The organism is Krasilnikovia cinnamomea (assembly GCF_004217545.1).
Lineage (GTDB): Bacteria > Actinomycetota > Actinomycetes > Mycobacteriales > Micromonosporaceae > Actinoplanes > Actinoplanes cinnamomeus.
The window spans coordinates 5,732,263-5,757,430 of record NZ_SHKY01000001.1; the positions used below are offsets into that span (position 1 = coordinate 5,732,263).

Consider the following 25,168-nt stretch of genomic DNA (forward strand, 5'->3'; position numbering starts at 1 on the left):
CCCGGTCTCGCCGTCGCGCCGGTCGACACCGGCACCGCCACCGCGAAGTTCGACCTCTCCGTCGAGGTGACCGAGCTGCCCGGAGGCGAACTGTCGGTGCGCTTCGAGTACGACACCGACCTGTTCGACGACACGACAATAGACCGGTTCGCCCGGCATTTCGACGCCCTGCTCGCCGGTATCGCGGGCCACCCCGACCTGCCGGTGCGCGAGCTGCCACTGCTCGACCCGGCCGAGCGCGACGACCTCGTGTACGGCCGCAACGCCACCGCCCGGCCGCCGGTCCACCCGCTCGGGATTGCCCACCGGTTCAGCGCGCAGGCTCGGCGGCGGCCGGAGCAGACCGCGGTCGTGGCCGGCACGGACCGCCTCGACTACGCCACCCTCGACCGGCGCTCCGGCCGGCTCGCCCAGGCCCTGGTCGAGCACGGGGTGCGGCCCGGCCACACCGTCGGACTCCGGTGTGGCCTCACCACCGACCTCCTTGTGGGCATCTTCGGCATTCTCAAGGCCGGCGCTGCCTACCTGCCGCTCGACCCTGCCCTGCCCCGGGAACGGCTCGCCGCCATGGTCGCCGACGCGGCACCCGTGCTCGTCCTCGACGGCGAGGGCATCTCCGCTTTCGAGGCGGCCACCGAACGCGAACCAGTCGGCGTGCACCCGGAGAGCCTCGCCTACGTCATCTACACCTCCGGCTCCGCCGGGCGGCCCAAAGGCGTGGCCGTGCCGCACGGCGCGATCGCCAACCTGCTCGACGACTGGGTGACGGCGATGGGCAGCCTCCCGGGTGAGCCCGCCGCGCTCTGGTCGAGCATCGGCTTCGACGTGTCCGTCCACGAGATCCTGCTGCCGTTGACCACCGGCGGCACCCTGCACCTCGTCCCCGAGAAGTACCGCGACGACCCGGCCGAACTGCTGCACTGGCTGCGCGAGCACCGCATCGCCCAGGCCTACCTGCCCCCGGCCTACGTACGGTGGCTCGCCGAGGCACCCACCGACCGCCTCGCCGGCCTCGCTCTGCGCCAGCTGCTCGTCGGCGTCGAACCCCTGCCCGAGGCCGATCTGCACCGCCTCACCGGGGCCCTGCCCGGACTGCGCATCCGTAACGGGTACGGGCCGACCGAAACCACCGTCTACAGCACCGCCTACCCTGATCCCAGGCCGCTGCGGCGTACCTGCCCGATCGGCACACCGCTGGCCAACACCCGCGTGTACGTGCTCGACGAACGCCTCGAACCAGTACCGGTTGGGGTTACCGGCGAGGTGTACGTCGGCGGTGCCGGCCTGGCCCGCGGCTACCTCGGCCGGCCCGCGGCGAGCGCCGTGGCGTTTCTGCCCGACCCGTTCGTGCCCGGTGAGCGGATGTACCGCACCGGCGATCTGGCCCGGATACTGCCCGACGGCCCCCTGGAATTCCTCGGCCGCCGCGACAAGCAGGTCAAGGTGCGTGGCTACCGGGTCGAGCTCGGCGAGGTCGAGGCGGCCCTGCTCGCGCTGCCGGGCGTACGCGAGGCCGCTGTCGTGGTCGGCACCGCCCCGACCGGCGAGGCCCGGCTCGTCGCCGGCGTGTGCCGCACCACCGAGAGCGCGCCTCGCCCGCTCGCCGAGTGGCGCGACGCGCTGTCCGCCCGGCTGCCCGGCTACATGGTGCCCAGCCTGGTCGTCGAGCTGGACCGGTTGCCGCAGACCGGCAACGGCAAGCTCGACCGCGACGCGCTACTGCGGGCCGCCGAGTCCCACGCGCCTGCCGCGGTCAACCAGAGCACCCCGCGCGACCAGATCGAGCTGACCCTGTACGAGCTGTGGACCCGGCTGCTGCTGCACCCGAACATCGGCATCGGCGACAGCTTCTTCGACGTCGGCGGCACCTCGATCTCCGCGATCAAGCTGGCCCACGCGATCAACGACGCGTTCGGCGTGCCCCTGCCGGTACGCGACATCATGCTGTACCCGACCATCGAGGCACTCGGCGCCCGGCTGCGCCGCGGCACCGACGGTCGGCCACCCAGCAACCTCATCGAGTTCCGCGCCGGCACCGGCCGGCAGCGCGTGGTGTGCGTCCACCCGGCCGGCGGCACCGCGTTCTGCTACCTCACCCTGGCCCAGGCCATGCCCGAGGAGTGCGGCGTCTGGGGCATCCAGTCGCCCGGGGTCAACCCCGGCGAGGACTTCCTGCCCACCGTCGAGGCCATGGCCGAGTCGTACCTGGCCCAGATCGCCCCGCAGGGCGACGGCCCGCTCGTGCTCACCGGGCTGTCCTACGGCGGGCTCGTCGCCTACGAGATGGGCCGCCGGCTGGCCCTGGCCGGGCACACCGACATCAGCGTGCTGCTGCTCGACACGCTCGGCACCGACGACCCCGAGATGCGCGCCGCCATCGAGCCGGTCGACCTGGCCGAGTTCCGCGACAAGCTGGTCCGGTTCAACGGCATGTACCCCGGCATCGACGACCGCCAGATCGCCCAGTACCACCGCATCTACAACCACAACCGCTCCACCATGCGCGACTACCTCGCCCCGCCGTCACCGGCCCGGCTGGTGCTGCTGCAGGCGACCGCCGGGCGCGGTGCGGACTTCCTCGACGAGATCCGTACGTTCTGGGGCCGCCGCGCCAACTCCGACGGCCTCACCGTCGAGGAGCTGCACCGCGATCACTGGGAGATCCTCGAGTCCGACGCGGTGCACCGCGTCGCCCGCCTCGTCCAGACCGAGCTCGACCGCCTCGATGCACGGACGTGCACCTCATGAACCGCCTCGCGGCCGACGTCGCGGCCCAGGCGCGGCGTACTCCGGACGCGCTCGCCGTGCTCGACGGCGCGTACCGACTGACCTACGCCGGGCTCGACGCCGCCGCCACGTGCGTGGCCCAGGGCCTGCGTAATGCCGGTGTACGCCCCGGCGACGCGGTCGCGATCAGCCTGCCCCGGTCGTGGCGACTCGTGGCGGTCCTGCTGGGCATTTCGCGGCTGGGCTGCACCGCGGTGCCGCTCGACGCGGCCAGCCCGCCCGACCGGCGCGGTCACATGCGCGCCGACTCGGGCAGCGTGCTGCTCGTCGACGAGGACACCGTCGACGGCCTTCTCCTCCCGACTGACACCACAGTGCCCCCGGTGGACTCCACGGAGGACGCCGCTGAAGTCTCGTTTGTGTTCTATACCTCGGGCACCACGGGGCAGCCCAAGGGCGTCGAGGTACGCGACGCCGGCATCCTGCGCCTCGCCGAACCCGGCTACCTCGACCTCTCCCCGGGCCTGCGGTTCGCCTGCCTGGCCAACCCGGCCTTCGACGCGCTGAGCTTCGAGGTGTGGGTGCCGCTGCTCACCGGCGGCTGCTGCGTGATCATCGATGCCGGCACCGGCGAGGACCCGGCGGCGCTGGCCGCGGCGCTGCGGCGCGACCGGGTCGATGTCGCATTCGTCACCGTCGCGCTGTTCAACGCCGTCGTCGACCAGGAGCCGCACTGCTTCGCCGGGGTTGGTCAGGTCCTGGTCGGTGGTGAACAACTCAACGCGCCGCTGATCCGCCGCTGGTACCGCGACAACCCGGAGAGCGCCACCAGGCTCTACAACGTCTACGGGCCGACCGAGGTGACCACATTCGCGCTGTGCCACCCGATCCCGCGGGACTTCAGCGGCGACGTCGTGCCGATCGGCCGGCCGCTGCCGGGCACCTCCGTCCTGCTCGACGGCGCCGAACTGCTCCTCGGTGGCCCTGGGGTCGCCGCCGGGTACCGCAACCGTCCCCAGGAGACCGCGGCCCGCTTCGTCGAGCTGCCGGGTCACCCCGGCCGGTGGTACCGCACCGGTGATCTCGTGCGTACCACCGCCGACGGCGACATCGAGTACACCGGGCGGGTCGACCGGCAGGTCAAGGTGCGCGGGTTCCGCATCGAGCCGGGCGAGCTGGAACGGCGTATCGTCGCTCACCCCGACGTTCGCCAGGCATTCGTGTGCTCGACCCGGCACCCGCGCTTCGGCACCGCCGAACTGGTGGCGTTCGTCGTCGCCGGCCCGGCGCTCACGTGGCCGGCCTTCGACGAGCACCTGCGGGCCAGCCTGCCCGCTTACATGCGGCCCCACCGGGTGCACCGCGTCGGCACGCTGCCCCGCAATGCCAACGGCAAGATCGATCAGGACGCCCTGCTGGCGCTCGGGCTGCCGCCGTGGCGTCCCGCCGGGCCCGGCACCCCGGCCACCCCCATGGAACGTGAGGTCCTCGCCGTCGCCGGCGAGCTGCTCGGCGCGGCGGACCTGACCCCGTCGGACACCTGGATCCGCAGCGGCGGTGACTCACTGCTCGCGCTGCGGCTGCGGTTCGCCGTCCGTGAGCGGTGGGGCTGTGAGCTGGGCCAGGCCCAGGTGCTCACCGGCGACTTCGCCGCCCTGGCCGCCGCGATCGAACGGGCCGCGGGCGACGATGCGGGCTACCCGGTGGCCGGCTCGCCGTCGGGGGCCCGGTCCGCCCCGGCCACCTCCGAGCAGGAGCGGCTCTGGCTGCTCCAGCAACAGGACCCGGCCTCCTGCGCCTACAGCGTCGGGTTCGCGTTCGAGCTGACCGGGCCGGTCGACGTCCCGGCGCTGCGCGCGGGCGTGCGGCGGCTGGTCGAGCACCATCCGGCGCTGCGGACTGCGTTCGCCGGCACACCCGAAGGATTGCGGCAGGAGGTGGCCGAGCCCTACGACCCGTGGGTCGACGCCCGGCCGGGGGAAGACTGGACGGCCTGCTTCGACCGGCTCGTCGGCACCCCGTTCGACCTGGCCGATCCGCGGCTACTGCGCGTGGCCTGGCTACCCGGGGACAACGGCGGGACGCTCGTGCTCAACGCGCACCACATCGCCGTCGACGGCCAGTCGATCAACGTGCTGCTGGCCGAGCTGTCCGCGGGGTCGGCTGACGGGCAGGAGCCGCACACGCCGCTGGACTTCGCGCACTGGCAGCAGGCGTGGTTCGCGCATCCCGAGTACGAGCGCCGCCGGAAGGCGCTGGCGCAGCAGTACGCCGAGACGCCGGAGACCGCGGTGCTGGAGCCGGGCGGCGGGCGGGCCGGCTGTGGGCTGCTCGTCACCGAACTCGACGCGGATCGGCGCGACCTCGTCGTCAGCGTCGGTGCCCGGCTCGGCCTGACCCGGTTCGAGGTGCTGCTCGGCCTGTTCGGCTGGAGCGTCCACGGGGTTACCGGCCGTACCCATCCGCGGGTGGCGAGCCCGGTGGCCGGGCGGCCCGACCCGGCGTTCGCCGCCAGCGTCGGCATGTTCGCCAACACCGTGCTGCTGCCGCTCGGTCTCGACCCGGGCGGTGATCTGGCCAGCCAGCTGACCGGCCTGGCGGGCGCCGTGCGGGCGGTCCTCGACCGGCAGGACGTCGCCCTCGCCCACGTGCTCGCCGACACCGGCCCGCGCGGCGACGGAAGACTGTTCGACTTCCTGTTCGTGCTCGACAACACCGACTTCACCGCGCTCGACCTGCCCGGCTGCGTGAGCCGGCCGTTGTGGCGGGCGCCGGCCGAGCCGAAGTGCCCGCTCACCCTGTCGGTGATCGAGCGCCCCGACGGCCTCGACTGCCTGTGGGAGTTCGCCGACGACGCGTTCACCGCCGCCGAGGTCGAGGCGATGGCCGGGCTGCTGCTCGCCGGGCTCGACCGGCTCACCTCGGACGACCCGGCGGGCCCGGGCACCCTGGCCGACCTGGTCGCGCCGTACCGGGCCACGCTGCCCGAGCCCGGCCTGGGGACGGTGACCGAGCTGGCGTGGCCGAGCATCGCCGAAGGGTTCGCCCGGCAGGTGCGGCGCACGCCCGACGCGGTTGCCGTCGTCGCCGGGGAGCGCGAGGTCACCTATGCCCAACTCGACGCGTACGCCGACGCACTGGCGGCCGAGCTGCCTGCGGGCGGGCCCGGACCGGCCCGGGTCGCGCTGCACCTGGACGCCTCCGTCGAGCACGTGGTCGCGCTGCTCGCCCTGGCCCGGCTGAACCTCACCGCCGTGCCGCTCGACCCGGCCTACCCGCCCGCACTGCTGCGCCAGGTGCTCGACCAGGCCGAGCCGCTGTGCGTGCTCGTTCCCGGCGACGCCACGTCCGGCGTGGACCTCGGGACCGTGCCGCAGCGGCCGGTACGGCTCACCACCGGTGCTGCGCACGTCGCGCCCGGACACCACGGACGGCCGCTCTACACGCTGTTCACGTCGGGCTCGACGGGCACCCCCAAGGGCGTGGACGTCTCCGACGAACTGCTGGCCAACCTGCTGCAATGGCAGGTCGGCGCCGGCGACCTGCCCGGTGGCGCGACCACCCAGCAGTTCTCGATGCTCGCCTTCGACGTGTCCTTTCAGGAGATCTACGGCACCCTGTGCGGCGGCGGCACCCTGCACCTCATCGCGCCGGGCCGCCGCCACGACCTGCCCGCCCTGCTCGACGACCTGGACCGGGCCGGGATCGAGCGGATCCACCTGCCCTACGTCGCGCTGCAACTGCTCGCCGAAACCGGCACCCGGCTCGGCCGCTTCCCGACCGCGCTGCGCGACGTGGTGACCGCTGGTGAACAGCTCGTCTGCACCCCGGCGATCCGGCAGTGGTTCAGCGGCTTACCCGGAGCGCGGCTGCACAACCACTACGGGCCGACCGAGACCCACGTGGTCAGCGCCCTGGTGCTCGACGGCGACCCGGCTGGCTGGCCCGACCGGCCGGCCATCGGACGGCCGGTCGCCAACACGCACCTGCGGGTGATCGACGCCGCCGGTACCCCAGTACCGCACGGCTGCCCCGGAGAGCTGTGGATCGGCGGCGCGTTCGTGCGGCCCGCCTACCTCGGCGACCCGGCGCTCAACACCGCCCGGTACACCCACCGGGACGGCCTCGGCTGGTTCTTCCGTAGCGGCGACCGGGTGTACACCGGTCGCGACGGGCTGCTGCACTTCCTCGGCCGCGCCGACCAGCAGGTCAAGCTCGGCGGGTACCGGGTCGAGCTCGGCCAGGTCGAGGCCGCGCTGCTTCGGCACCCGGCGATCGTCAACGCGGTCGTGGTCCGCGACGGCGACCGGCTCGTCGCCTGCGTGCAGAGCCGCGACCCGGCCGTCGACGCTGCGTCGCTCGACGCGCACCTGGCCGGGCTGCTGCCCGCGTACGTGCGCATCGACCGGTACCGTCTGCTGGCCGAACTGCCCCGCACCGCCAGCGGCAAGCTTGACCGGCTCCGGGCCCTCACCGCGGCGGGCCGCTCACTCGGTCCGGCCGCACCGGCCGTTGAGCTGTCTCCGTTGGAGGCCCGGCTCACCGGCCTGTTCCAGGCGGTCACCGGGCGGCGCCCCCACCCCGACCAGCGCTTCTTCGACGCCGGCGCGACCAGCCTCGACCTGATGCGGTTCCAGCTGCGCTGTTCGGGCGAGCCCGACCTGGACGTGAGCATCGGCGAGCTGTTCGAACACGTGACGATCCGTCGGCTCGCCGCCCACCTCTCACCCGCTGCGTCGCCGAGCCCGGTCCCCGCACCCGCGGCCGCGGCGGCGCACGACGAGCCGATCGCGGTCGTCGGCATTGCGGTGAACCTGCCCGGGGCACCGGACCTGGCGGCGTTCTGGGCGATGGTGACCGAGGGGCGGCGCGGCATCGAGTACTTCCCGGCCGCCGACGGTCTCGTCGGCGCCCGCAGCCAGCTCGACGGGCTGCTCGCGTTCGATCCGGGCCGGTTCGGTCTGAGCCCTCAGGAAGCCCGGCTGATGGACCCCCAGCAGCGGCACCTGCTGATGACCGCCGTCGCCGCGCTCGCCCATGCCGGCATCGCCGACCCGTCCGGCGCGTCGGTGGGGCTGGTCGCGGCATGCGGGGAGAACACCTACTTCCAGGCCATGCTCCGCGACGGCCACCCCGACCGGCTGCCCGACCCGTTCCAGCTCGCCCTGCACCACGACAAGGACTTCCTCGCCACCAAGGTGGCCTACCATCTCGACCTGACCGGCCCGGCGTTCACCGTGCAGGCCGCCTGCGCCAGCTCACTCGTCGCGGTGCACGTCGCCGCCGGGCTGCTGCGCTCGGGCGACGCCGAGGTGATGCTCGCCGGTGGGGTCCTCGTCGACCCGTCGCTGCGCGACGGATACCGCTACCGGCCGCAGCACATCTTCTCCGTCGACGGGCACTGCCGGGCGTTCAGCGCCGACGCCACCGGCACTGTCGGCGCCAGCGGCGTCGGCGTCGTGGTACTCAAACCGCTGCGGCTGGCCCGCCGCGACGGCGACACCGTCTACGCGGTCATCACCGGCTCGGCGCTGAACAACGACGGCGCCGCGAAGATGAGCTACAGCGCGCCGTCGCTGCCCGGCCAGCGCGACGTGATCCGCACCGCCCTGCGCCGCAGCGGCTACACCGCCCGCGACCTCGGCTACGTCGAGGCGCACGGCACCGGCACCGAGCTCGGCGACCCGGTCGAGGTCGGCGCCCTCCGCCAGGCCCTGGACCTTCCGGAGGGCGAGGTCGCCCTGGCGACGGTGAAGAGCCAGCTCGGTCACCTCGGCGCAGCCGCCGGGGTCGTCGGGCTGATCCGGGCGGTGCTCGCCGTGCACCACGGGGTCGTGCCGCCGAGCGTCGACTTCGACCGGCCGAACCCGCGCATCGGACCCCTCGCCCCGTTCTACGTGCCGACCACCGCGCAGCCGTGGCCGGCCGGGAAGCCCCGGGTCGCCGGGGTGAGCAGCTTCGGGATCGGCGGCACCAACGCGCACCTCATCCTCGCGGCACCGGATCCCGGCCCAGCGCCGGTCGTGGAGGACTCCACGGAGCTGGTGCTGTCCAGTCCGACCGCTACCGCGCTGCGCGCCGACGCCGACCGCGTCGCCGCCTATCTGGAGACCAACCCCGGGCAGTTCCGGGCGGTGCTGCGGCACCTGCGGTCCGGCCGGCCGCGGCACGTGTTCCGGATTGCGGCCGACTGCCCGGACGTGGCCTCGGCGGTGGCGTTCCTGCGGACTGCCGAGCCGCAGCGGGTCACCTTCGCGGCGGCGCCGGTTGCCGGCCCGGCGCAGCCACCGTGGGACTTTCCGCCGCCCACGTTCGACCTCGCCGACTACGACTTCCTGGAGAGCGGCGCCACCCGGCTCCCGGCGCACGAGTGGCTGCGCCAGCCGCACTGGGTGCGCCGGCACCGGGCCAAGACCACCACAGGACCAGCCGGGACCGTCGTGGTCGTCGGCGCCGACCTGCCCGACCTGCCCGGTACGCGGATCGTGCGGGTCGCGGTGGGGGAGCGGTTCGCGCGGCTCGATGCCGACCGGTTCACCGTCGACCCCGCCGAGCCGGCCTCGTTGCGGCTGCTCGTCGACGCGATCGGCGATCCCGGACCGTCCGGTGTGGACTGGCTGCACGCACTGCCGCTCGCCGTGACCGGCCCGGTCGACACGCACCGCCTGGACCGGGCCCGCTGGGCCTGCCTGGACACCCCGGCCGCGCTGCTCAAGGCGCTGCCCGGGTCGATCCGCATCTGGTGGCTCTCGCACGCGGCGCAGCCGGTCGAGGGTTCGGTTTCGCGTCCTGAGCTCGGGTTGCTCGCCGGTGCCTGTGAGGTGGCACCGCAGGAATCCGGAGTCGACACCCACTGGCTCGACCTGCCCGATCCGGATCCGCGCACCTGGGCCGCGGCCGTCCTGGCACTGCTGGGCGACGCCAGCGCTCTGCCGCGGCGGTTGGCGCTGCGGTCCGGGTACTGGTGGGAGCCGCAGCTGCTACCGGTCCGGCCGTCCAGCGGCGACCTGCCGGTCGCGCCGGACGGCGTGTATCTCGTGCTGGGCGGCACCGGCGGGATCGGCTCGGCCGTCGCCGAGCAGCTGCTCGCTGCGTCCGCCGGGCGGGTGCTGCTGCTGGCCCGCCGGCCCGGCCTGCCCGACGCGCTGCGGCCGTGGGCTGATCGAATCACAGTGATCGCTGCCGACCTGAGCTCCTCCCCGCTCGAGGACGTGATTGCGGCGCACACCGGAAGGCTTGATGGCATCGTTCACGCGGCCGGGGAGGCGGCGGGAGCGGCCATCGCCGGGCGCGACGCGGCCGCGATGGGCGCGAGCATCGCGGGAAAGCTGGCCGGGGCGCTGCTCGTCGAACGGCTCATCGCCCGTTTCGATCCGGTGTTCGCGGTGTACTGCTCGTCGATGGCCAGCCTGCTCGGCGGCGTCGGGCAGCTCGATTACGCCGCCGCGAACGGGCTGCTCGACGGCTTCGCCCGGCACCGCACCGGGCCGGCCGAGACGACCGTGCGCAGCACGCTGAACTGGGACGTGTGGCGCGACACCGGCATGGCCCGCGACGCCCTGGCCGGCGACGAGCGGCACCAGGCCCATCTCGCCGTCGGCCTGACCCGCGCCGAAGGGCAGACGCAGTTCGGCCACGCGCTGCGGCTGGGCCTGCCGCAGCTGCTGATCAACACCACCGACCTCGACACGGCCCGCGGCTTCTACGAGGCGAGCCGGCCAGTCGTGGCGGAACCGGACGACGACCTGGCCGGGTTCCTCGGCCGGCAGCTCGGGCGAACCGACTTCGGACCGGCCGACTGCCTCTACGACCTGGGCGCCGATTCACTCACCCTCCTCGACCTCATCGCGGAGGTGAAGGAGCGCTACGGCGTCGGGCTGGACCTGTCGGACCTCAGCCACCGGGTCAGCCTCGGCGAGATCCTCGACCTGGTCGCGGTGGCGGGCCGGCCGAGTGGTGACGCGGTCGACGTGAGCGTGTGGCAGCACGGCACCGGCCGCGACGTGCTGTGCCTGATCCACCCGGTCGGCGGTGACATCGGCGCCTACCGGCCGCTGGTGGCGGCGCTCGGCCCGGCGCTCAGCGTGTGCCTCATCGCCGACCCCGGGCTGCGCGACGGCAGGCCGCCCGGCTGGAGCGTGGCCGAGCGGGCGAAGCGCTATCTGGCCGCCCTCGACGCCCGCTTCCCGCAGCCCGGGTGGCGCATGCGGCTCGGGGGGTGGTCGTTCGGCGCGTGGGTGGCTCTGGCGATGGCCGCCGAGGCCGAGGCCGCCGGGCGGCCGGTCGCCGCGCTGAACCTGCTCGACCCACCGCCGCCCGACGCGGGGCCGGCACTGGGCAGCTACGACGAGCAGCAGTTGGCGACGGTGTTCGCAGCGGAGCTGAGTGCGCCGGGCAGCCACACGGCCGCCGAGCACGCGCAGCGGCTGGCCCGGTGCTGCCGGGCCAACCTGGCCGCCATGGCCGAAGCGAGGCTGCCCCGGCTGGCCGCGACTCCGGCCCGGCTATGGCTGGCCACCGGCGCGACCGCCGGGCTGCCCGCACCGGTCGACCCGGCCGCGCAGTGGACCGTCTGGCGCGATCGGCTGCCCGGCGACGCCACCTGGGAGCCGGTCAGCACCACCCACTACGGCATCGTGCAGTCCCCGCACGTGACCGCCATTGCCCAGCGCATCGAGGAAACACCGTGACACTCGAAACCGTCGACCCGTGGTTCAGCCGGGTGAGCGGACCGGCCGGACCGGCCCGGCTGTTCTGCTTCCCGCACGCGGGCGGCAACCCGGCGGATTTCCTGGCCTGGGCCGGCCCGCTCGCCCCCGACGTGGAACTGCTTCTGCCGAACCTGCCCGGGCGCGGCACTCGGCTGTTCGAGCCGCCGATCGGCGAGCTCGGCCCGCTCGTGGAGCAGCTCACCGGCGCGGTGAGCAGGCTTGCCGACCGGCCGTTCGCGCTGTTCGGGCACAGTTTCGGCGCGCTCGTCGCATTCGAGATCGCCCGGGCGCTGCGCCGGGCGGGCGGGCCGGCGCCGGTCGCGCTGTGGGTGTCGGGCGCCGAAGGGCCGCAGCTGCGCTCGCAGCGCCGACGGGTGCACGACATGCCCGACGACGAGCTGATCGACGTGCTGCGCGAGTATGCCGGTACCTCCGCCGAACTCCTCGAACATCGCGAGCTCGTCGAGCTGATCCTGCCCGGCGTGCGGGCCGACTTCGCGATGAACGAGCGCTACACGTACCGGCCGGAGCCGCCGCTGGCGCTGCCGATCCACGTGCTGCACGCCTCGGACGACCCGCACGTGGTCACCGACCCGGTGGCCGGCTGGACCCGGGAGACGACCTATCCGCCGCACGTCACGATGTTCCCCGGCGGGCACTTCTTCCTGCGTGAGCACGAAGCCGCCGTCGCCGCGCTGCTGCGGGCCGGGCTCACCGCCGTTGACCCGAGGAACCCGTACCAGGACCAGCCCGCCCGCGCCTTCTGGCGTACCGGCGTCGCCGAACCCGATCCCCTCGACATCACCGACGTGTGGCGGCCGAAGTTCGCCATGGGCCAGGACGACCCGATCATCACCGCCGGGTCGTGCTTCGCCCGGGAGATCGGCCGGGCACTGCTGGAGCGAGGGATGCATTGGTACGTCGCCGAGCTGCCGCCGCCCGGGCTGAGCGCCGCCGAGCGGGCCGACCGGCACTACGGCGAGTTCTCCTTCCGCACCGGCAACATCTACACGACAGCGCTGCTGCGGCAGTGGGTCGAGTGGGCGTTCGGGAAGGCCGAGCCACCTGCGTCGAGCTGGGAGCACGACGGGCGCCACTTCGACCCGTACCGGCCCTCCGTCGACCCGGCCGGCTTCGCGTCGCTGGATGACCTGCTCGCCGCCCGGCAGACGACTCTCGCCGCGATCCGGCGTGCGGTCGAGACGGCCGCCTGCTTCGTGTTCACCATGGGGCTGACCGAAGTCTGGGCCGACCGGGCCGACGGCACCGTCTTCCCCTCCTGTCCGGGAACCATCCGGGGCACCTTCGACCCCGATCGGCACGTGTTGCGCAACCTCACCTTCTTCGAGGTGTACGAGGATCTCGCGGCGACTGTCGAGCTGTGCCGGGCGGTCAACCCCGGGCTGCGGGTGCTGCTGACCGTGTCACCACACCCGATCACCGCGACCGCGACGGGCTCGCACGCGCTCGTCGCCAGCACGCACACCAAGGCGGTGCTGCGGGCGGTCGCCGGGGAGCTCGCCGCGCAGCGCGGCGACGTCGACTACTTCCCGTCCTACGAGCTGATCACCGGTGCGCCGTTCCGATCCCGTTTCTACCAGGCCAACCTGCGTACGGTCGGCCCCGAGGGGGTCGCGTTCGTGATGCGGCATTTCCTCGGGCCCACGTCGGTGTCGTCCACTGCGGATGGAGGTGACCTGTCCTGTGACGATGCCGTCCTCGACTACTACAACGCGCACTGACCAAGCCCGTTTTCTCCTCATGGGTGACTCGCACGCCGGGCCGATCGGGCGGGCTGCGACGGCCGCCGGGCTGCCCTTCGTGGGCGGGCCGATGGGCGCCGGGCGGGAGTTCACCGCCTCGTTCTTCGCGGTCACCGACGGGGCGCTCACCTTCCACGCGGAGGAGGCGCAGCGGCTCTATCGCGGCTTCCTCGAGGAACTGGGTGTCGCCGACCTCACCGACCTCACCGTTCCATTGGTGCTGACCTTCGGGTTCAGCGCGCACTTCTACGCCACCACCGAGAACTGGCGTATCTACCGTGACCCGGCCGGCGGCTATCTTCCCGGCTTCACCACCAGCCGGTTGTTCGACGCCATCGTGCAGGCCATGGCCGCCGACGCGCTCGCCTTCTACCGCCACGCCGTCGACGCCGGGCTGCGGGTGCTCGCCGTGCTCCCGCCGCAGCGGGTGCCGGTGCATTCCGACGCGACCATCTTCAAGGCCGCCGAGGATTGCCTGTGCCGCGCGCTCGCCCCGGCCGGCGTCGAGCTCGTCGACCTGCGTGGGCGAGTCACCGACGAGCACGGCATGCAACGCCCCGAGCTGTGCGAGCCCGACGACCCGATCCACGGCAACCTCGCCTTCGGCCGGCTGATCCTCGCCGAGCTCCTCGACCGCGGGCTCTGAGCCCGGACACCCCCTCACCCACAGCGGAGACCACCATGGACCAGCTCGCGCTCGACGCGATGAAACAGCTCAACACCCGCACGCCCGAGGAGTACAAGCTCATCACGGTGCGGCCGATCACCCCGATCATCGGGGCCGAGGTGTCCGACGTGGACCTGAGCCGCGACCTGGACGCCGACCGGCTCGACGAGGTCCGGCGGGCGTTTCTCGCCCACCACGTGCTCGTGTTCCGCGACCAGACGCTGACCCCCGAGGACCACAAGCGCTTCGCGGCCCACTTCGGCACGCTGCGCACCCAGCCGATCGACGAGGGCGGCGACCCGGTGATCCTCGAGCTCAGCTCCGACTCCGACTCCAAGTTCGTCGCCGGGGACGGCTGGCACTGCGACGGCACCGCCGACGCCGAGCCCTCACTCGGCTCGATGCTCTACATCACCCGTACGCCGGAATCAGGCTCGGGCGGTGACACCATGTGGGCCAACATGCACCTGGCGTACGAGATGCTGTCGCCCCCGATGCGGGACTTCCTCGACGGGCTGACCGCCGTGCATGACGGCCTGGTGCCGTGGCAGGGGTATCAGCCGCCGGACGACTACGTCGTGCCCAAGAGCGAGCACCCGGTGGTCGTGCGCCACCCCGACACCGGGCGGAAGCTGCTGTTCGTCAACGAGGGCTTCACCACGCATATCGCCGGGCTGTCGAAGGCGGAGAGCCGGGCGTTGCTCGACCTGCTGTTCGGGCTGGTGCGGACCGAGCCGTACCTGGCCTGCCGGGTGCGCTGGACGCCGGGCACGCTCGTGTTCTGGGACAACCGCTGCACGCAGCACCACGCGATCTGGGACTACTTCCCGCAGTCCCGCTACGGCCAACGGATCACCATCAACGGCACCCGGCCCCGGGGGTGAACGTCGCCGGGCACTGGGATGTCGTCATCGCCGGTGGGCGGATCGCCGGAGCGGCGACGGCGTGGGCCCTCGCACCCTACGCCGAACGGATCCTGGTCGTCGACGCGTCGCGGGCCGACACGTTCTGGGCGCAGCAGAGCACCTGGGATCGCGCCGGCAACCAGGAGTGGGACGAACTGGGCCTGCTCGACACGGTGCTCGCCTGCGGCGCGCCGCGTACCTTCGGCCACGACTTTCGCACCGGCAACGACGTCGTCGAACACCACTACCCGCAGGTCGACGACTACGGGTTCCGGATGAGTGTGCCCCGCGAGGTGCTCGACCCAGCCCTCATGCAGACCGCCGAGAGCCGAGGCAACGTGACGGTGGTGCGCCCGGCCCGGGTGCGCGACGTCGCGCTCAGGAACGGCCGGGTCACCGGGGCGACGGTACGCACCGCCTACGGCGACCAGCCGGTCACGTCCGACCTGCTGGTGCTCGCCGACGGCCGGCGCTCCCGCAACGCCACCGATCTGGGCGCCCGGCCGTACCGGACGGTTCGCTCGCCGTGGGTGGCGATGCTGGCCTACTACGAGGATCTGCCACTGCCGACCGACCGGGCATACTTCTCGATGAGTGGGGGGAGCATCCTGATCGCCACGCCGTGCGGGAGGAATCAGTGGTGCATCGCCAGCGACGTCCACTTCGAGGTGCACGGCTCGACGGGGGAGCACCCGGCCGCGGCGTACGCCAGACTGGTCAATGAGGAACCACTTCTCGGCCCGGCGGTGGCGCGGGGACGGCGGACCACGGCGGTCGCCGGTGCCGGGCGGCTGTGGATGCTGCGGCGGCCGATGACCGGGCCGGGCTGGGCGTTGGTCGGCGACAGCGGCTACCACCTCGACCCGGTTACGGCGCAGGGCACGCGCGCGGCCCTGGCCACGACCCGGCTGCTGCGCGACCGGGTGACGGCCCATGGCCAGATCGCCGGACTCGACCTGGACGGCCTGACCGGCGAGCGCGATGCGGCGCTGGACGAGGCATGGGACGAGACCGAGCAGGTCTGCCATCGCCGATCCTCGCTTTGATCTCGGTCTTACCCTCGGACACCGATGCCGGTCCCGCCCGGCAGGGTGCGACACGCCGGACTTCCGCAGCCCGTCGTCCCCACCTCGACGGCGCCCAGGCCGGCGTCCGGCTCGGCCGCCATCGCGTCCAGCAGCCCGACCAGCCGGTCCGCGAGGCTGGCGGCGGTGGCCCGATCGAAGACGTCGGTGGCGTACCGCAGCCGGCCGGCGGGACCGGCGCCGACGTCGGCGGGGGTGAGCACCACGGTGAGGTCGCAGTCCGTGACCTCCGGGTCGAGCCGCTGTGCCCGCACCTCCAGGTTGGGCAGGCTCAGCCGGACGGGCGCCTCGGCGGTCACCACCATCACCTGCACCGGCGGCGGTGAGTGCGGCAGCCGACCCGCGCCCAGCCGGTCGACCAGCCGGTCGAGCGGCGCATGACGGTGCGCGTGGGCGGCGAGCTCCGTGGCCCGTACCCGGGTCAGCAGGTCGTGGAAGCTCGGGTCGCCCGACGTGTCCACGCGCAGCAGCACCGTGGTCGCCGGCGCGGCGAAGGGCCGCGCGGGGGCAGGGTCCGACACGGTGGTGCCGATCGGGATGTCGGTGCCCGCGCCGAGCCGGGTGAGCAGCGCGGCGAGGGCCGCATGCCCGATCGTGGCGGGCCGGGCCCGACCCGTCCGGACCAGCTCGGCCAGGCGCTCGCGGGCCACCGGACACAGGTCCAGCGGCACCGATTCGCCCCGATTGCTGGCGACCGGCGGGTGGGCCCGGTCGTACGGAAGGGGCAGCCCGACCGGCAGCGCGGCCAGCTCCTCGCGCCAATACCGGAGCCCGTCGGTCTCCTCCGTGCCGCCGCCGCGCCGGGGCGGGGCGGCGACGACCGGCCACACCGGGGCGGCGCCGTCGCGCCGGGCCGCGTAGGCGGTGCCGAGCTCACCGACCAACGCGGTCAGGCCGGCGCCGTCCCAGACGATGCGGTGTGCCACCAGCAGCAGCGCCCACCGGTCCGGTGACGCCGCTCGGGGCCCGTCTGCGCTGATCCTCGGCGGGTCGATCCGGAACAGGACCGCCCGGACCGGCGCCGCGGCGGTCAGGTCGAACGGCCGGCGGCCGGCGGCGTCCAACGCGGCCGCCAACTCCCGCTCGGCGCAGTCCACCAGCGTCACCACCGGCGCGTCTTCCGGCGCCATGACATCCCGGTACGGGTGACCACCGACGGCCGGGTACCGGCTGCGCAGCACGTCGTAGCGGGACGTGACGTCGCCGAACGCCCGGCAGAGGGCGGCTTCGTCGAGGTCGCCGTGCAGCCGCAGCAGCACGGCCACGTGCGACGCCCGGGTGGGACCCGCCAGCTGGTCCTGATACCAGATGCGCTGCTGAGCGCGGGTCAGGTTGGTCACCGGTGCCTCCTGCGGCCGGTGCCGACGCGGCCGCCGGTCACCGCACCAGGACCTCGCCCGAACGTCCGGAGGGGACGGCCGCGGTGCGGGCCACCTCCGGCCACCGGGGCTCGGCGTGCATCTTCCGGACGAGGTTGAGGACGGAGAAGTAGCCGGCCGCCCGTTCGGCACGCTGACGGACCAGGCCCTGCACCATCAGCGCATGCACCGCCCCGGCCAGCTCGGCCACGTGGCTGCCGGTCAGCCGTGCCGCCTCCGGGATGGACCAGCTGCCGCGCAGGCCGGCGAGGCGGGTGAGCTGCGGCTGAAGCGCCGGCTCGACGGCGTCCAGGCTGCGCCGCAGGGAGTCACGCAGGCCGGCGTCGACCCCGGCGCCGGACGCCGGGAGGGCGGACAGGGCGAATGGGTTCCGGGTGACGGCGTCGAGTAGCTGCTCCGGTGGGTGCACGAGGCTCCAGCTCGCGACGAGCGCCAGGGCGCGGGGGATGCCGTCGAGCGAGCGGCACAGGCCCGCGACGACCGCCGCGTTGTCGGCGTGTAGCCGGAAACCCGGCCGGTAGCGGCGCAGCTGCAGGGTGAGCAGCCGCACCGAGCCGACCCGGGCGAGGGCGGCCGGGTCGGCCTCGGCCTCCGGCGCCGGCACCTCCAGCGGTGCCAGCGGAAAGACCTGTTCGGCGGGGATGCCGCCCGGCGCGAGTGCCGTGGTCACCGCCCGCAGCCGCGGGCAGTGCTGCAGCAGCTCCAGCACCGCGCCGGGCGGCCCGGCGGTGGCCTGGCCGTCGACCACCACCAACGCGTGCCGGTCACCGACGAGCTCGGCCAGGGCGGCGACGGTTGCGGCCGAGAAGGTGGCGGTCTCGGCCGCCGACAGCCACAGCACCTGCCAGCCGGCCTCCTCCCGGACCACCCTCGCCACCTCGATCAGCAGCCGGGTCTTGCCGACCCCGGTCACACCGACCACCGCGGCCAGCCGTTGACCGTCCACTGTGAGCAGTTCCGTCAGCGCCGATACCTCGGCGTCGCGTCCGATGATCGGGGTGACCGGCACCGGCGGGTGCAGTCGGGTCGCGTCGACCCGGTCCGCGGCCGTCGGCTCGGGCCCGCCCCGCCCGGCCAGCTCGAAGTCGGCGCGGTGCGGCCCGTCCAGGCGCAGCACGTCGGCCAGCAGCCGGACCGTGTCGGGACGCGGCCGCTGCGCCCGACCGCGCTCGAGGTCACGGATCGCTCGGACGCTGAGCGTCGAGAAGTCCGCCAGCTGCTGCTGCGTCAGCCGTACCCGGATGCGGTGGCGCCGTAGCAGTGTGCCGAAGTCTCCCACGGCGTGTTGGGTGTACATACCGCCCTCCCTGGTTGGCGCCCGCTGAGCTCACGACCGGGGTGTCGCCCCGGGTCGCCGCCGACGGTGCCACCCGCGCCGCCCACCGGACAGGGGATCGCCCTCCCCATATTCGGGGCCGGCCGCCGGCCCCGACCCGCCGCGGGCGCTTCGCGCCCGTTCCGCCGCGCCGCGGCGCGGCGGAACGCGCCGCCGCCCGGGCGGTTGACGCGCGGCTGACCTGCGATGTTGCGATGACGCTCCGAATCTGGGCAATGACTACCCATGTGGGTACGGGCGGGGGGATGCGAACCTAGGGTCGTGATCAACACCGCCGACCTTCCGCCGCGGTGGTGGGCGGCCGGCCGCAACGGAGCCGACCGGCTCGCCACCAGCGGACGCCCGGACTGGGCTCACCTCGTCGAGCGGGCCGTCGCGGGCGCGCCCACCCGGGCCGTGGCCGGCCGGGCAGACGACGACTGGCGGGAGGCGTTCGCCGGCGCGTTGCGACCGCTCGTGGACGTGGCCCGCGACCGCGTCGAGCGGCGCGTCGCCGCCACCGCCGACGTCGACCTGGCCGCGGTGTGCGCGCGGTGGGCCGCCGGGCAGGGGCGGCGCCTGGCGACGTTGGCCGCCCGGACGCTGGTGCTGGAACTGCACGAGGCCCGCCAGGGCGGCCGGCTGGCGGGCGCCACGGGGCCGGAACGGTTCGCCGCGTTCGCCGCCGCTCTCGGGACCCGGTTTGGTCTCGCCGGCCTGTTCGGACGGTACCCCGTCCTGGCCCGGCTGCTGGGACAGCAGGTCCTCGACGCGGCCGACGCCCTGGCCGAGACGATCGAGCGGTACGCGGCCGACCGGTCGGCGATACGGCGGCTGCGGGGCGACGCGGACCCCGGCCCGCTGACCGAGGTCCAGCCCTGCGGCGACCCCCACGCCGGTGGGCGTACGGTCGCGCTGCTGCGGTTCGCCGGCGGCGCCACGGTGGTCTACAAGCCGCGACCGCTCACCCTGCACCGCCGGTTCAACGACCTGGTCGGCTGGCTCAACAACCGGGTCACCGGGTTGGACCTGGCCACGGTGGCGACGGTGACCCGACCCGGATACGGCTGGCAGGAGTACGTCCGCGCGCGGCCGTGCGCCGACGCCGCCGAGGTCGGACTCTTCTACCGCCGGCAGGGCGCGCTGCTGGCCCTGCTGTACGCGCTGGACGGCACGGACATGCACTGCGAGAACGTCCTGGCGTGCGGTGCCCAGCCGCTGCTGGTGGACGTCGAGACCCTGTTCCATCCGGACCTGTTGCCGCCCTCCGGGGCCGGCCCCGATCCGGCCGCTCGCGCCCTGACCCGTTCGGTACGGCGTACCGGGCTGCTGCCCACCGGGCTGCCGGGCGAGCACGGCGCGGTCGACCGGTCCGGGCTCGGCGGCGAGCGGTACCCGGCCGAGGTGGTGACGTGGGCCGATCCGGGAACCGACCGGATGCGCCTGGTCCGCCGCGTCGCCCCGGTCGCCGCCGCGGACAACCGTCCCCGGCTGGGGGAGCGGGCCCAGGATCCGGGCGCGCACCATGAGGACCTGCTGGCCGGCTTCCGGGCCGCGTACGACGCGATCGCGGCGCACGGCGACGAGCTGGTGGACCGCCTGTCCGGGTGCGCCGCGGCACCGATGCGCGTGGTGGCCCGGCCGAGCGAGGTCTACGCCCGGCTGTTGGACGAGTCGACACATCCCGACGTGCTGCGTGACGCGCGCGACCGGGACCGCGCGTTCGCGCTGCTGTGGGACGACTCCGCGGAGGACCCGGAGCGCGAGCGGCTGGTTCCCGCCGAACTGGACGACCTGTGGCGTGGCGACGTCCCGCTGTTCACCGGCCGGGCGGACAGCCGGGATCTGTGGACGGCGGACGGTCGCCGGCTGCCCGCGGCGCTGCCGGTCACGGGGTTGTCGGCGGCCGTCGGCAAGATCCGGGCGATGGGGCCGCGGGACCGGCGCGAGCAGGAGTGGGTGATCGCGGCGTCGCTGGCCACCCGTACCGGAACGGTCCGGCACGACAGCCTGTCGCACGCCCCGGCGCGGCCGCCGTCGGCCTGGTCGGCTGCGGCCGGCCGGGGCGGGGACGACGACGGCCGGTCGCCGGGCCGGTTGCTGGCGGCCGCCGAACGCATCGCCGCCGAGCTGGCCGACAGCGCGCACCGTGACGGGCAGCGGGCGAACTGGGCCGGGCTGGTGCGCCTGGACAACCGGCACTGGGCGCTCGCCCCGTTGAGCGCCGGGCTCGGCGAGGGGTATCCGGGGATCGCGCTGTTTCTGGCCGAGCTGTCGGCGCTCACCGGTGAGCGGCGCTACGACGAGCTGGTCCGGGCCGCGCTGCACCCGGTACCGCGCCTGCTCCACCGGCTGGCGGGCGACCAGGACCTGATCGACGCGGTCGGCTGCGGATTCTTCGAGGGTCTCGGCGGTATCGCGTACGTGCTGGCCCGTACCGCCACCCTGCTGCGCGACGCCGAGCTGGGGCGGTGGTGCGCGGCCGCCGTCGAGCTGACCGCCGACGTACGCACCGACGACGGCGACGACGAACGGGCCGGTCTCGCGGCCGGTCTCGCGGGCGGGCTGGTGGCGATGCGCGCCGTGCACGCGCAGACCGGTCTGCCGTCGGCCGGCCGGCTGGCCGACGCGTTCGCGGCCCGTCTGCCCGAGCTGCCGGCGCCGCCGGGTGCCGGGCTGCCCTGGGGCGCCGTCGGCGTCGCCTGGGCGCTGCGCGGCCACGCCGCCGTGGACCGGCTTGCCACTCACGCCGTCCCGCCCGCCCCGGCCGTCGGTCGTGCGGCCGCTGCGGGGACCGACGGACCGGTCAGCGTCGGCTGGTGTGGCGCGCTCGCCGGTGCCGCACTGACCGACATGGACGGTGCGGCGGCTCACCGGTACGTCGCGGCCGTCGCCGGTGCCGCGGTGTCGCCCGACCTGAGCCTGTGCCACGGCGAGCTCGGTGTGGTGGAGGTGCTCACCGCACTGGACGGGGCCGGGCTCCCGGGCGCCCGGGCGGCGCGGGAGCGCCGCACCGACGCCGTTCTCACGGCGCTGGAGCGTGGACGGGCCGGATGCGGCACTCCTGGCGGGGTGCCCTCTCCGGGCCTGTTCACCGGACTTGCCGGGCTCGGCTACGGTCTGCTGCGAATCGGATACGGCGAGCGGGTCCCGTCGGTATTGCTGCGGTGACCCCAGTTACGTCCGAAGCTTATCCGTTTTTGTCGATGTTCAAGAAAGGGAGCACACGAATAATGTGTGACAGCACCGTTCCGATGTCCCCCGGTTCAGTCGCCGGGGCGACCGACTTCTCCGACGCCGGCACCGCCGCCGCGCCGGCGACCGGGCATCCGGCCGGCGAGATGGTGCTGGGCCGGCGCGGCCGGGTCGGCGCGCGATCCCGCGCGCTCGCCGGATTCGGCCTGGCCGTGGGCCTGTCCACGGTGCTCGCCGTCAACGCCGGCGACACGACGGTCTCGGTACCGCCGCTGCCGTTCTGAGCGTTGACGGGCGGCGCGCCGGGCCCGGCCCGGCGCCCGCCCGCGGCGCCGCGGTCTTCGTCAGGAACCGGCACATCCCGGTCGGCCGGGTCGTGACAGATCGCAGGTCCGACGAGTCGGGGAGGGGTGGCGTAATCTCGCGACTAGCGGTCGGTAACTAGGCTCCTCGATATGCAAACCCGAGCGCCGTTCATTATCGGCCGCAATGCGCAACTCGACACCATCGAGCGGGCGTTGACCGAAGCCAGGACGGGCACCGGGAGCGCGGTCTTCCTCGTCGGCGAGCCCGGCATCGGCAAGTCACGTCTGGCGCTGGCAGCGGCCGAGCGGGCCGCCGCGGCCGGCATGCACGTGCTGCGCGGCCGGGGCAGCACGGTCGGGCCCACGGTGCCGTTCCGGCCACTGACCGAGGCCCTGCTCTCCCAATTTCGCGGGCGACCGCTGCCGCAGGACCGGGAGCTGGCCCCGTACCGTCCGGTGCTCGGCCGGCTCATGCCCGAGTGGGGCCATCCCGGCGGCCAGTACGGCGACTCGCTGATCGTGCTGGCCGAAGCGGTGCTCCGGCTGCTGGCCGCGCTCGGCCGCGACGCCGGCTGCCTGCTGGTGCTGGAGGACCTCCAGGACGCCGACGCCGAGACCCTCGCGGTCGTGGAGTACCTCGTCGACAATGCGGCCGGTCAGCCGATCGTGCTGCTGGCCGCGGTCAGCGCGGAGCCGTCCGAGGCCCGCGACCTGGCCCACTCGGCGACCCGACGGCACACCGGGCGGGTGCTGGAGCTGCCCCCGCTGGACCGCGACGAGGTGCACCGGCTGGTCGCCGCCGCCCTGGACACCGAACGCGACGGTGTACCGGACCCGGTCGCCCGGCAGTTGTGGGAGCACAGCGCCGGCAATCCGTTCATCGTCGAGGAACTGCTGCATGCCATGGTGGACAACGGCGTGCTGGTCGGCGGCGCGACCCGCTGGCGCGTCGCCGGGGAGCTGCGCACCGACGTGCCGGCCACGCTCGTACGCGGCGTCGCGCACCGCATCGACCGGCTGGGACCCTCCGGCCGGACGCTGCTGTCGGCCGCCGCGACACTGGGCTACCGGTTCCCGCTCTCGGTGGTGCACCGGATGCTCGGCACGGCCGAGGAGGCCACCCACGCCCGGGTGCAGGCCGCGATCGAGGCGCAGCTCGTGGTGCCCGACGAGCCGGCACCGGACTGGTTCGCGTTCCGCCATCCCACCACCGCCCGGGCGTTACTCGCCCAGCTCACCCCGATGGACCGCGCTCAGCTGTCCCGCCGCGCCGCCGACGTCATCGAATCGCTGCATCCCGGGCTGCCCGGTCCCTGGTGCCCGATGGTCGCGGCACTGCGGCAGGCCGCCGGCGACCCGGCCGAGGCCGCCCGCCGGTACACCCAGGCCGGCCGGCGAGCCCTGGACGACGGCGCCGCCGGCTCGGCGGTGACCCTGTTGGAACGGGCGCGGGAGCTGGCCGCCGACGGCGGCGACCCCAGCGCCCGCGCCGACACCCTCGAGGCGCTGCTGCCCGCGCTGGCCGAGAGCGGCGCCTTCGAGCGCGCGTTGCAGCTGGGCGAGGCGCCGGACGAGCTCGGCTGGGCCGGCTTGGACGCACACCGCCGCGCTGCCCTGCACACCCGCCTCGCCAAGGTCGCCCATCTGGCCGGGCGGTGGCCGGACGGGATCGCCCAGATCAGCAAGGCACGGTTGCTGCTCGGCGACGAAGGGACCGACGAGGACACCGCGCCGGTCGACACCGTCGCGGCGTTCCTGGCCCTGGACTCGCCCAGCCCCGGCCGGATCGAGATCGCGGCCGACCTGGCGCGGCGGGCGGTGGTCGCGGCGGAACGGGTGCCGCTGCCGCAGGTGGCGTGCCAGGCGTGGGAGCTGCTCGGGACGCTGGCCCGGGGCCGCGACCTGGCGGAGTCCGACCTCTGCTTCGAGCGCGCCATCCGGCTGGCCGAACAGCACCGCCTGCCCATTTCGCGGATCTACGCCTTGGTCCGGCTGGGCGGCAACCGCTGCCTGGCCGACGGCGACACGAGCGGGCTGCGGCGCGCCGGCCAGGAGGCGCTGCGGGTCGGCGCGATCACCGCGGGGCTGACCGTGGACGCCATCCTCGCCATGCAGTCGGTACTCACCGGCGAGTTCGAGTCCGCCGGCCGGCAACTGGCCGAGGTGGAGCGGTCCACCAGCCGGCTGCAGCTGCTGTCCATCCTGCGGTACGTGCTGGTCGTCCGCGCCACCCTGGCCGCGCACCGGGCCGACCGGGCGGAGATGGCGCAGGCGCTGGACGAGTTCAAACGCTGGGACGGCGAGCATTCGCCGGAACTGCCGCTCGCGGTGGGCCTGGCCCGGGTGTTCTGTGCGCTGCTGGAGGAGGACACCCACCAGCTCGACCGGGAGCTGGCCACCGCGGCCGAGATCGACCGGGAGAATCCGTCGGCGTTCCATCTGTCCGGCCGGCACGGCCTGTACCTGCTGCTCGACGTTCTGGCTGGCCGGGCCGGCTGGCCGGAGCTGAACGAGGTCGCCGGGGTGGCGGCGGGCCAGATGCGGTGGAACCGGCACTTCGTCGAACTGGCGCGCGCCGTGCTGCTGGGCCGCGACGGCAACGTCCCGGCAGCCGACGCCGCGGCGGCCGCGGCCCAGGTGGCGGCCGAGCCGTTCCCGACCGCCCGGCATCTCGGACTGCGGCTGGTCGCCGAGGAGGCGAACCGGTGCGGCTGGGGCGACGCGGAGGGCTGGTTGCGCCGCGCCGAGGAACACTTCCACCGCGCCGGAGTGCCCGCCGTGGCGAGCGCCTGCCGGGGCCTGCTGCGGCAGATCGGCGCGTCCGTCCAGCAGCGCCGCGCCGGCGCCGACCGGGTGCCGGCCGCGCTGCGGGCCCTGAGCGTGACCGTGCGTGAGTACGAGGTGTTCGAGCTGTTGGCCGAGCGGCTCAACAACCGGGCGATCGGCACCCGGCTGCACATCTCGCCGCGCACGGTGGAGAAGCACGTGGCGAGCCTCATCATCAAGACGGACCGGCCGGGCCGGGCGGCGCTCGTCGAGTACGCCGCCGCCCAGCGCCGGCACCGCCGGTCGCCGGCCGACTGACCGGGCGCGGCGGGTTCCGCGCCGACCCCGGT

The 25,168-nt window shown here is 74.2% G+C and carries 11 protein-coding genes (1 of these 11 cut by a window edge); 9 read left to right on the forward strand and 2 right to left on the reverse strand.

What is annotated here, in order from left to right; genetic code table 11:
* The 6 genes in view from EV385_RS26125 to EV385_RS26150 are tightly spaced (at most 35 nt apart) and all read left to right on the forward strand, a layout consistent with a single transcriptional unit that may run on beyond the window.
* Nucleotides 1-2,748: the 3' portion of a non-ribosomal peptide synthetase gene (locus EV385_RS26125; protein ID WP_130511833.1), read on the forward strand. The gene continues 1,266 nt to the left of window position 1, outside the view; only the last 2,748 of its 4,014 coding nucleotides appear in the window; its start codon lies off the left edge, out of view; the stop codon is at nt 2,746-2,748.
* Entirely contained in the window at nt 2,745-11,417 is an 8,673-nt protein-coding gene (locus EV385_RS26130; RefSeq protein ID WP_130511834.1) for an SDR family NAD(P)-dependent oxidoreductase, read from the forward strand. The genes EV385_RS26125 and EV385_RS26130 overlap by 4 nt, the downstream gene beginning before the upstream one ends.
* Entirely contained in the window at nt 11,414-13,180 is a 1,767-nt protein-coding gene (locus tag EV385_RS34430) for a GSCFA domain-containing protein (protein WP_207229943.1), read from the forward strand. The genes EV385_RS26130 and EV385_RS34430 overlap by 4 nt, the downstream gene beginning before the upstream one ends.
* Before the next feature lie 19 nt (nt 13,181-13,199).
* A complete protein-coding gene (locus EV385_RS26140) occupies nt 13,200-13,847 on the forward strand; it encodes a hypothetical protein (protein ID WP_207229945.1) in 648 nt (215 codons plus the stop codon).
* A 35-nt stretch (nt 13,848-13,882) separates the two neighbouring features.
* The gene (locus tag EV385_RS26145; protein WP_130511836.1) at nt 13,883-14,752 is read left to right on the forward strand and encodes a TauD/TfdA dioxygenase family protein; all 870 of its coding nucleotides are present in this window, start codon (nt 13,883-13,885) and stop codon (nt 14,750-14,752) included.
* Entirely contained in the window at nt 14,749-15,819 is a 1,071-nt protein-coding gene (locus EV385_RS26150; protein ID WP_165449598.1) for an NAD(P)/FAD-dependent oxidoreductase, read from the forward strand. Before EV385_RS26145 ends, EV385_RS26150 begins: the two co-directional genes overlap by 4 nt.
* 8 nt (nt 15,820-15,827) lie before the next feature.
* On the opposite strand, the gene EV385_RS26155 is transcribed toward EV385_RS26150, so the two are convergent.
* Both EV385_RS26155 and EV385_RS26160 read right to left on the reverse strand, forming a co-directional pair.
* The gene (locus EV385_RS26155; protein ID WP_165449599.1) at nt 15,828-17,198 is read right to left on the reverse strand and encodes a condensation domain-containing protein; all 1,371 of its coding nucleotides are present in this window, start codon (nt 17,196-17,198) and stop codon (nt 15,828-15,830) included.
* Between the two features lie 37 nt (nt 17,199-17,235).
* Nucleotides 17,236-18,534: a helix-turn-helix domain-containing protein gene (locus EV385_RS26160; protein ID WP_130511839.1), complete on the reverse strand. Its 1,299-nt coding sequence runs from the start codon at nt 18,532-18,534 to the stop codon at nt 17,236-17,238.
* Nucleotides 18,535-18,834: 300 nt separating this feature from the next.
* Between EV385_RS26160 and EV385_RS26165 the strand changes: the two genes are divergently transcribed.
* From EV385_RS26165 to EV385_RS26175, 3 genes are all read left to right on the forward strand, one after another.
* Nucleotides 18,835-21,723: a type 2 lanthipeptide synthetase LanM family protein gene (locus EV385_RS26165; protein ID WP_207229947.1), complete on the forward strand. Its 2,889-nt coding sequence runs from the start codon at nt 18,835-18,837 to the stop codon at nt 21,721-21,723.
* Nucleotides 21,724-21,806: 83 nt separating this feature from the next.
* Nucleotides 21,807-22,031, forward strand: a complete 225-nt coding sequence (locus tag EV385_RS26170) for a hypothetical protein (RefSeq protein ID WP_130511841.1) — start codon at nt 21,807-21,809, stop codon at nt 22,029-22,031.
* A 171-nt stretch (nt 22,032-22,202) separates the two neighbouring features.
* Entirely contained in the window at nt 22,203-25,136 is a 2,934-nt protein-coding gene (locus tag EV385_RS26175) for a helix-turn-helix transcriptional regulator (RefSeq protein WP_130511842.1), read from the forward strand.
* The last annotated feature ends 32 nt before the right edge of the window (nt 25,137-25,168 follow it).

What these genes read in the sequence shown, in the direction of transcription:
- EV385_RS26130 (WP_130511834.1), top strand. Translation starts at nt 2,745, where the DNA reads ATGAACCGCCTCGCGGCCGACGTCGCGGCCCAGGCGCGGCGTACTCCG.
- EV385_RS26140 (WP_207229945.1), top strand. Translation starts at nt 13,200, where the DNA reads ATGGGTGACTCGCACGCCGGGCCGATCGGGCGGGCTGCGACGGCCGCC.
- EV385_RS26145 (WP_130511836.1), top strand. Translation starts at nt 13,883, where the DNA reads ATGGACCAGCTCGCGCTCGACGCGATGAAACAGCTCAACACCCGCACG.
- EV385_RS26160 (WP_130511839.1), bottom strand. Translation starts at nt 18,534, where the DNA reads ATGTACACCCAACACGCCGTGGGAGACTTCGGCACACTGCTACGGCGC.
- EV385_RS26170 (WP_130511841.1), top strand. Translation starts at nt 21,807, where the DNA reads ATGTCCCCCGGTTCAGTCGCCGGGGCGACCGACTTCTCCGACGCCGGC.
- EV385_RS26175 (WP_130511842.1), top strand. Translation starts at nt 22,203, where the DNA reads ATGCAAACCCGAGCGCCGTTCATTATCGGCCGCAATGCGCAACTCGAC.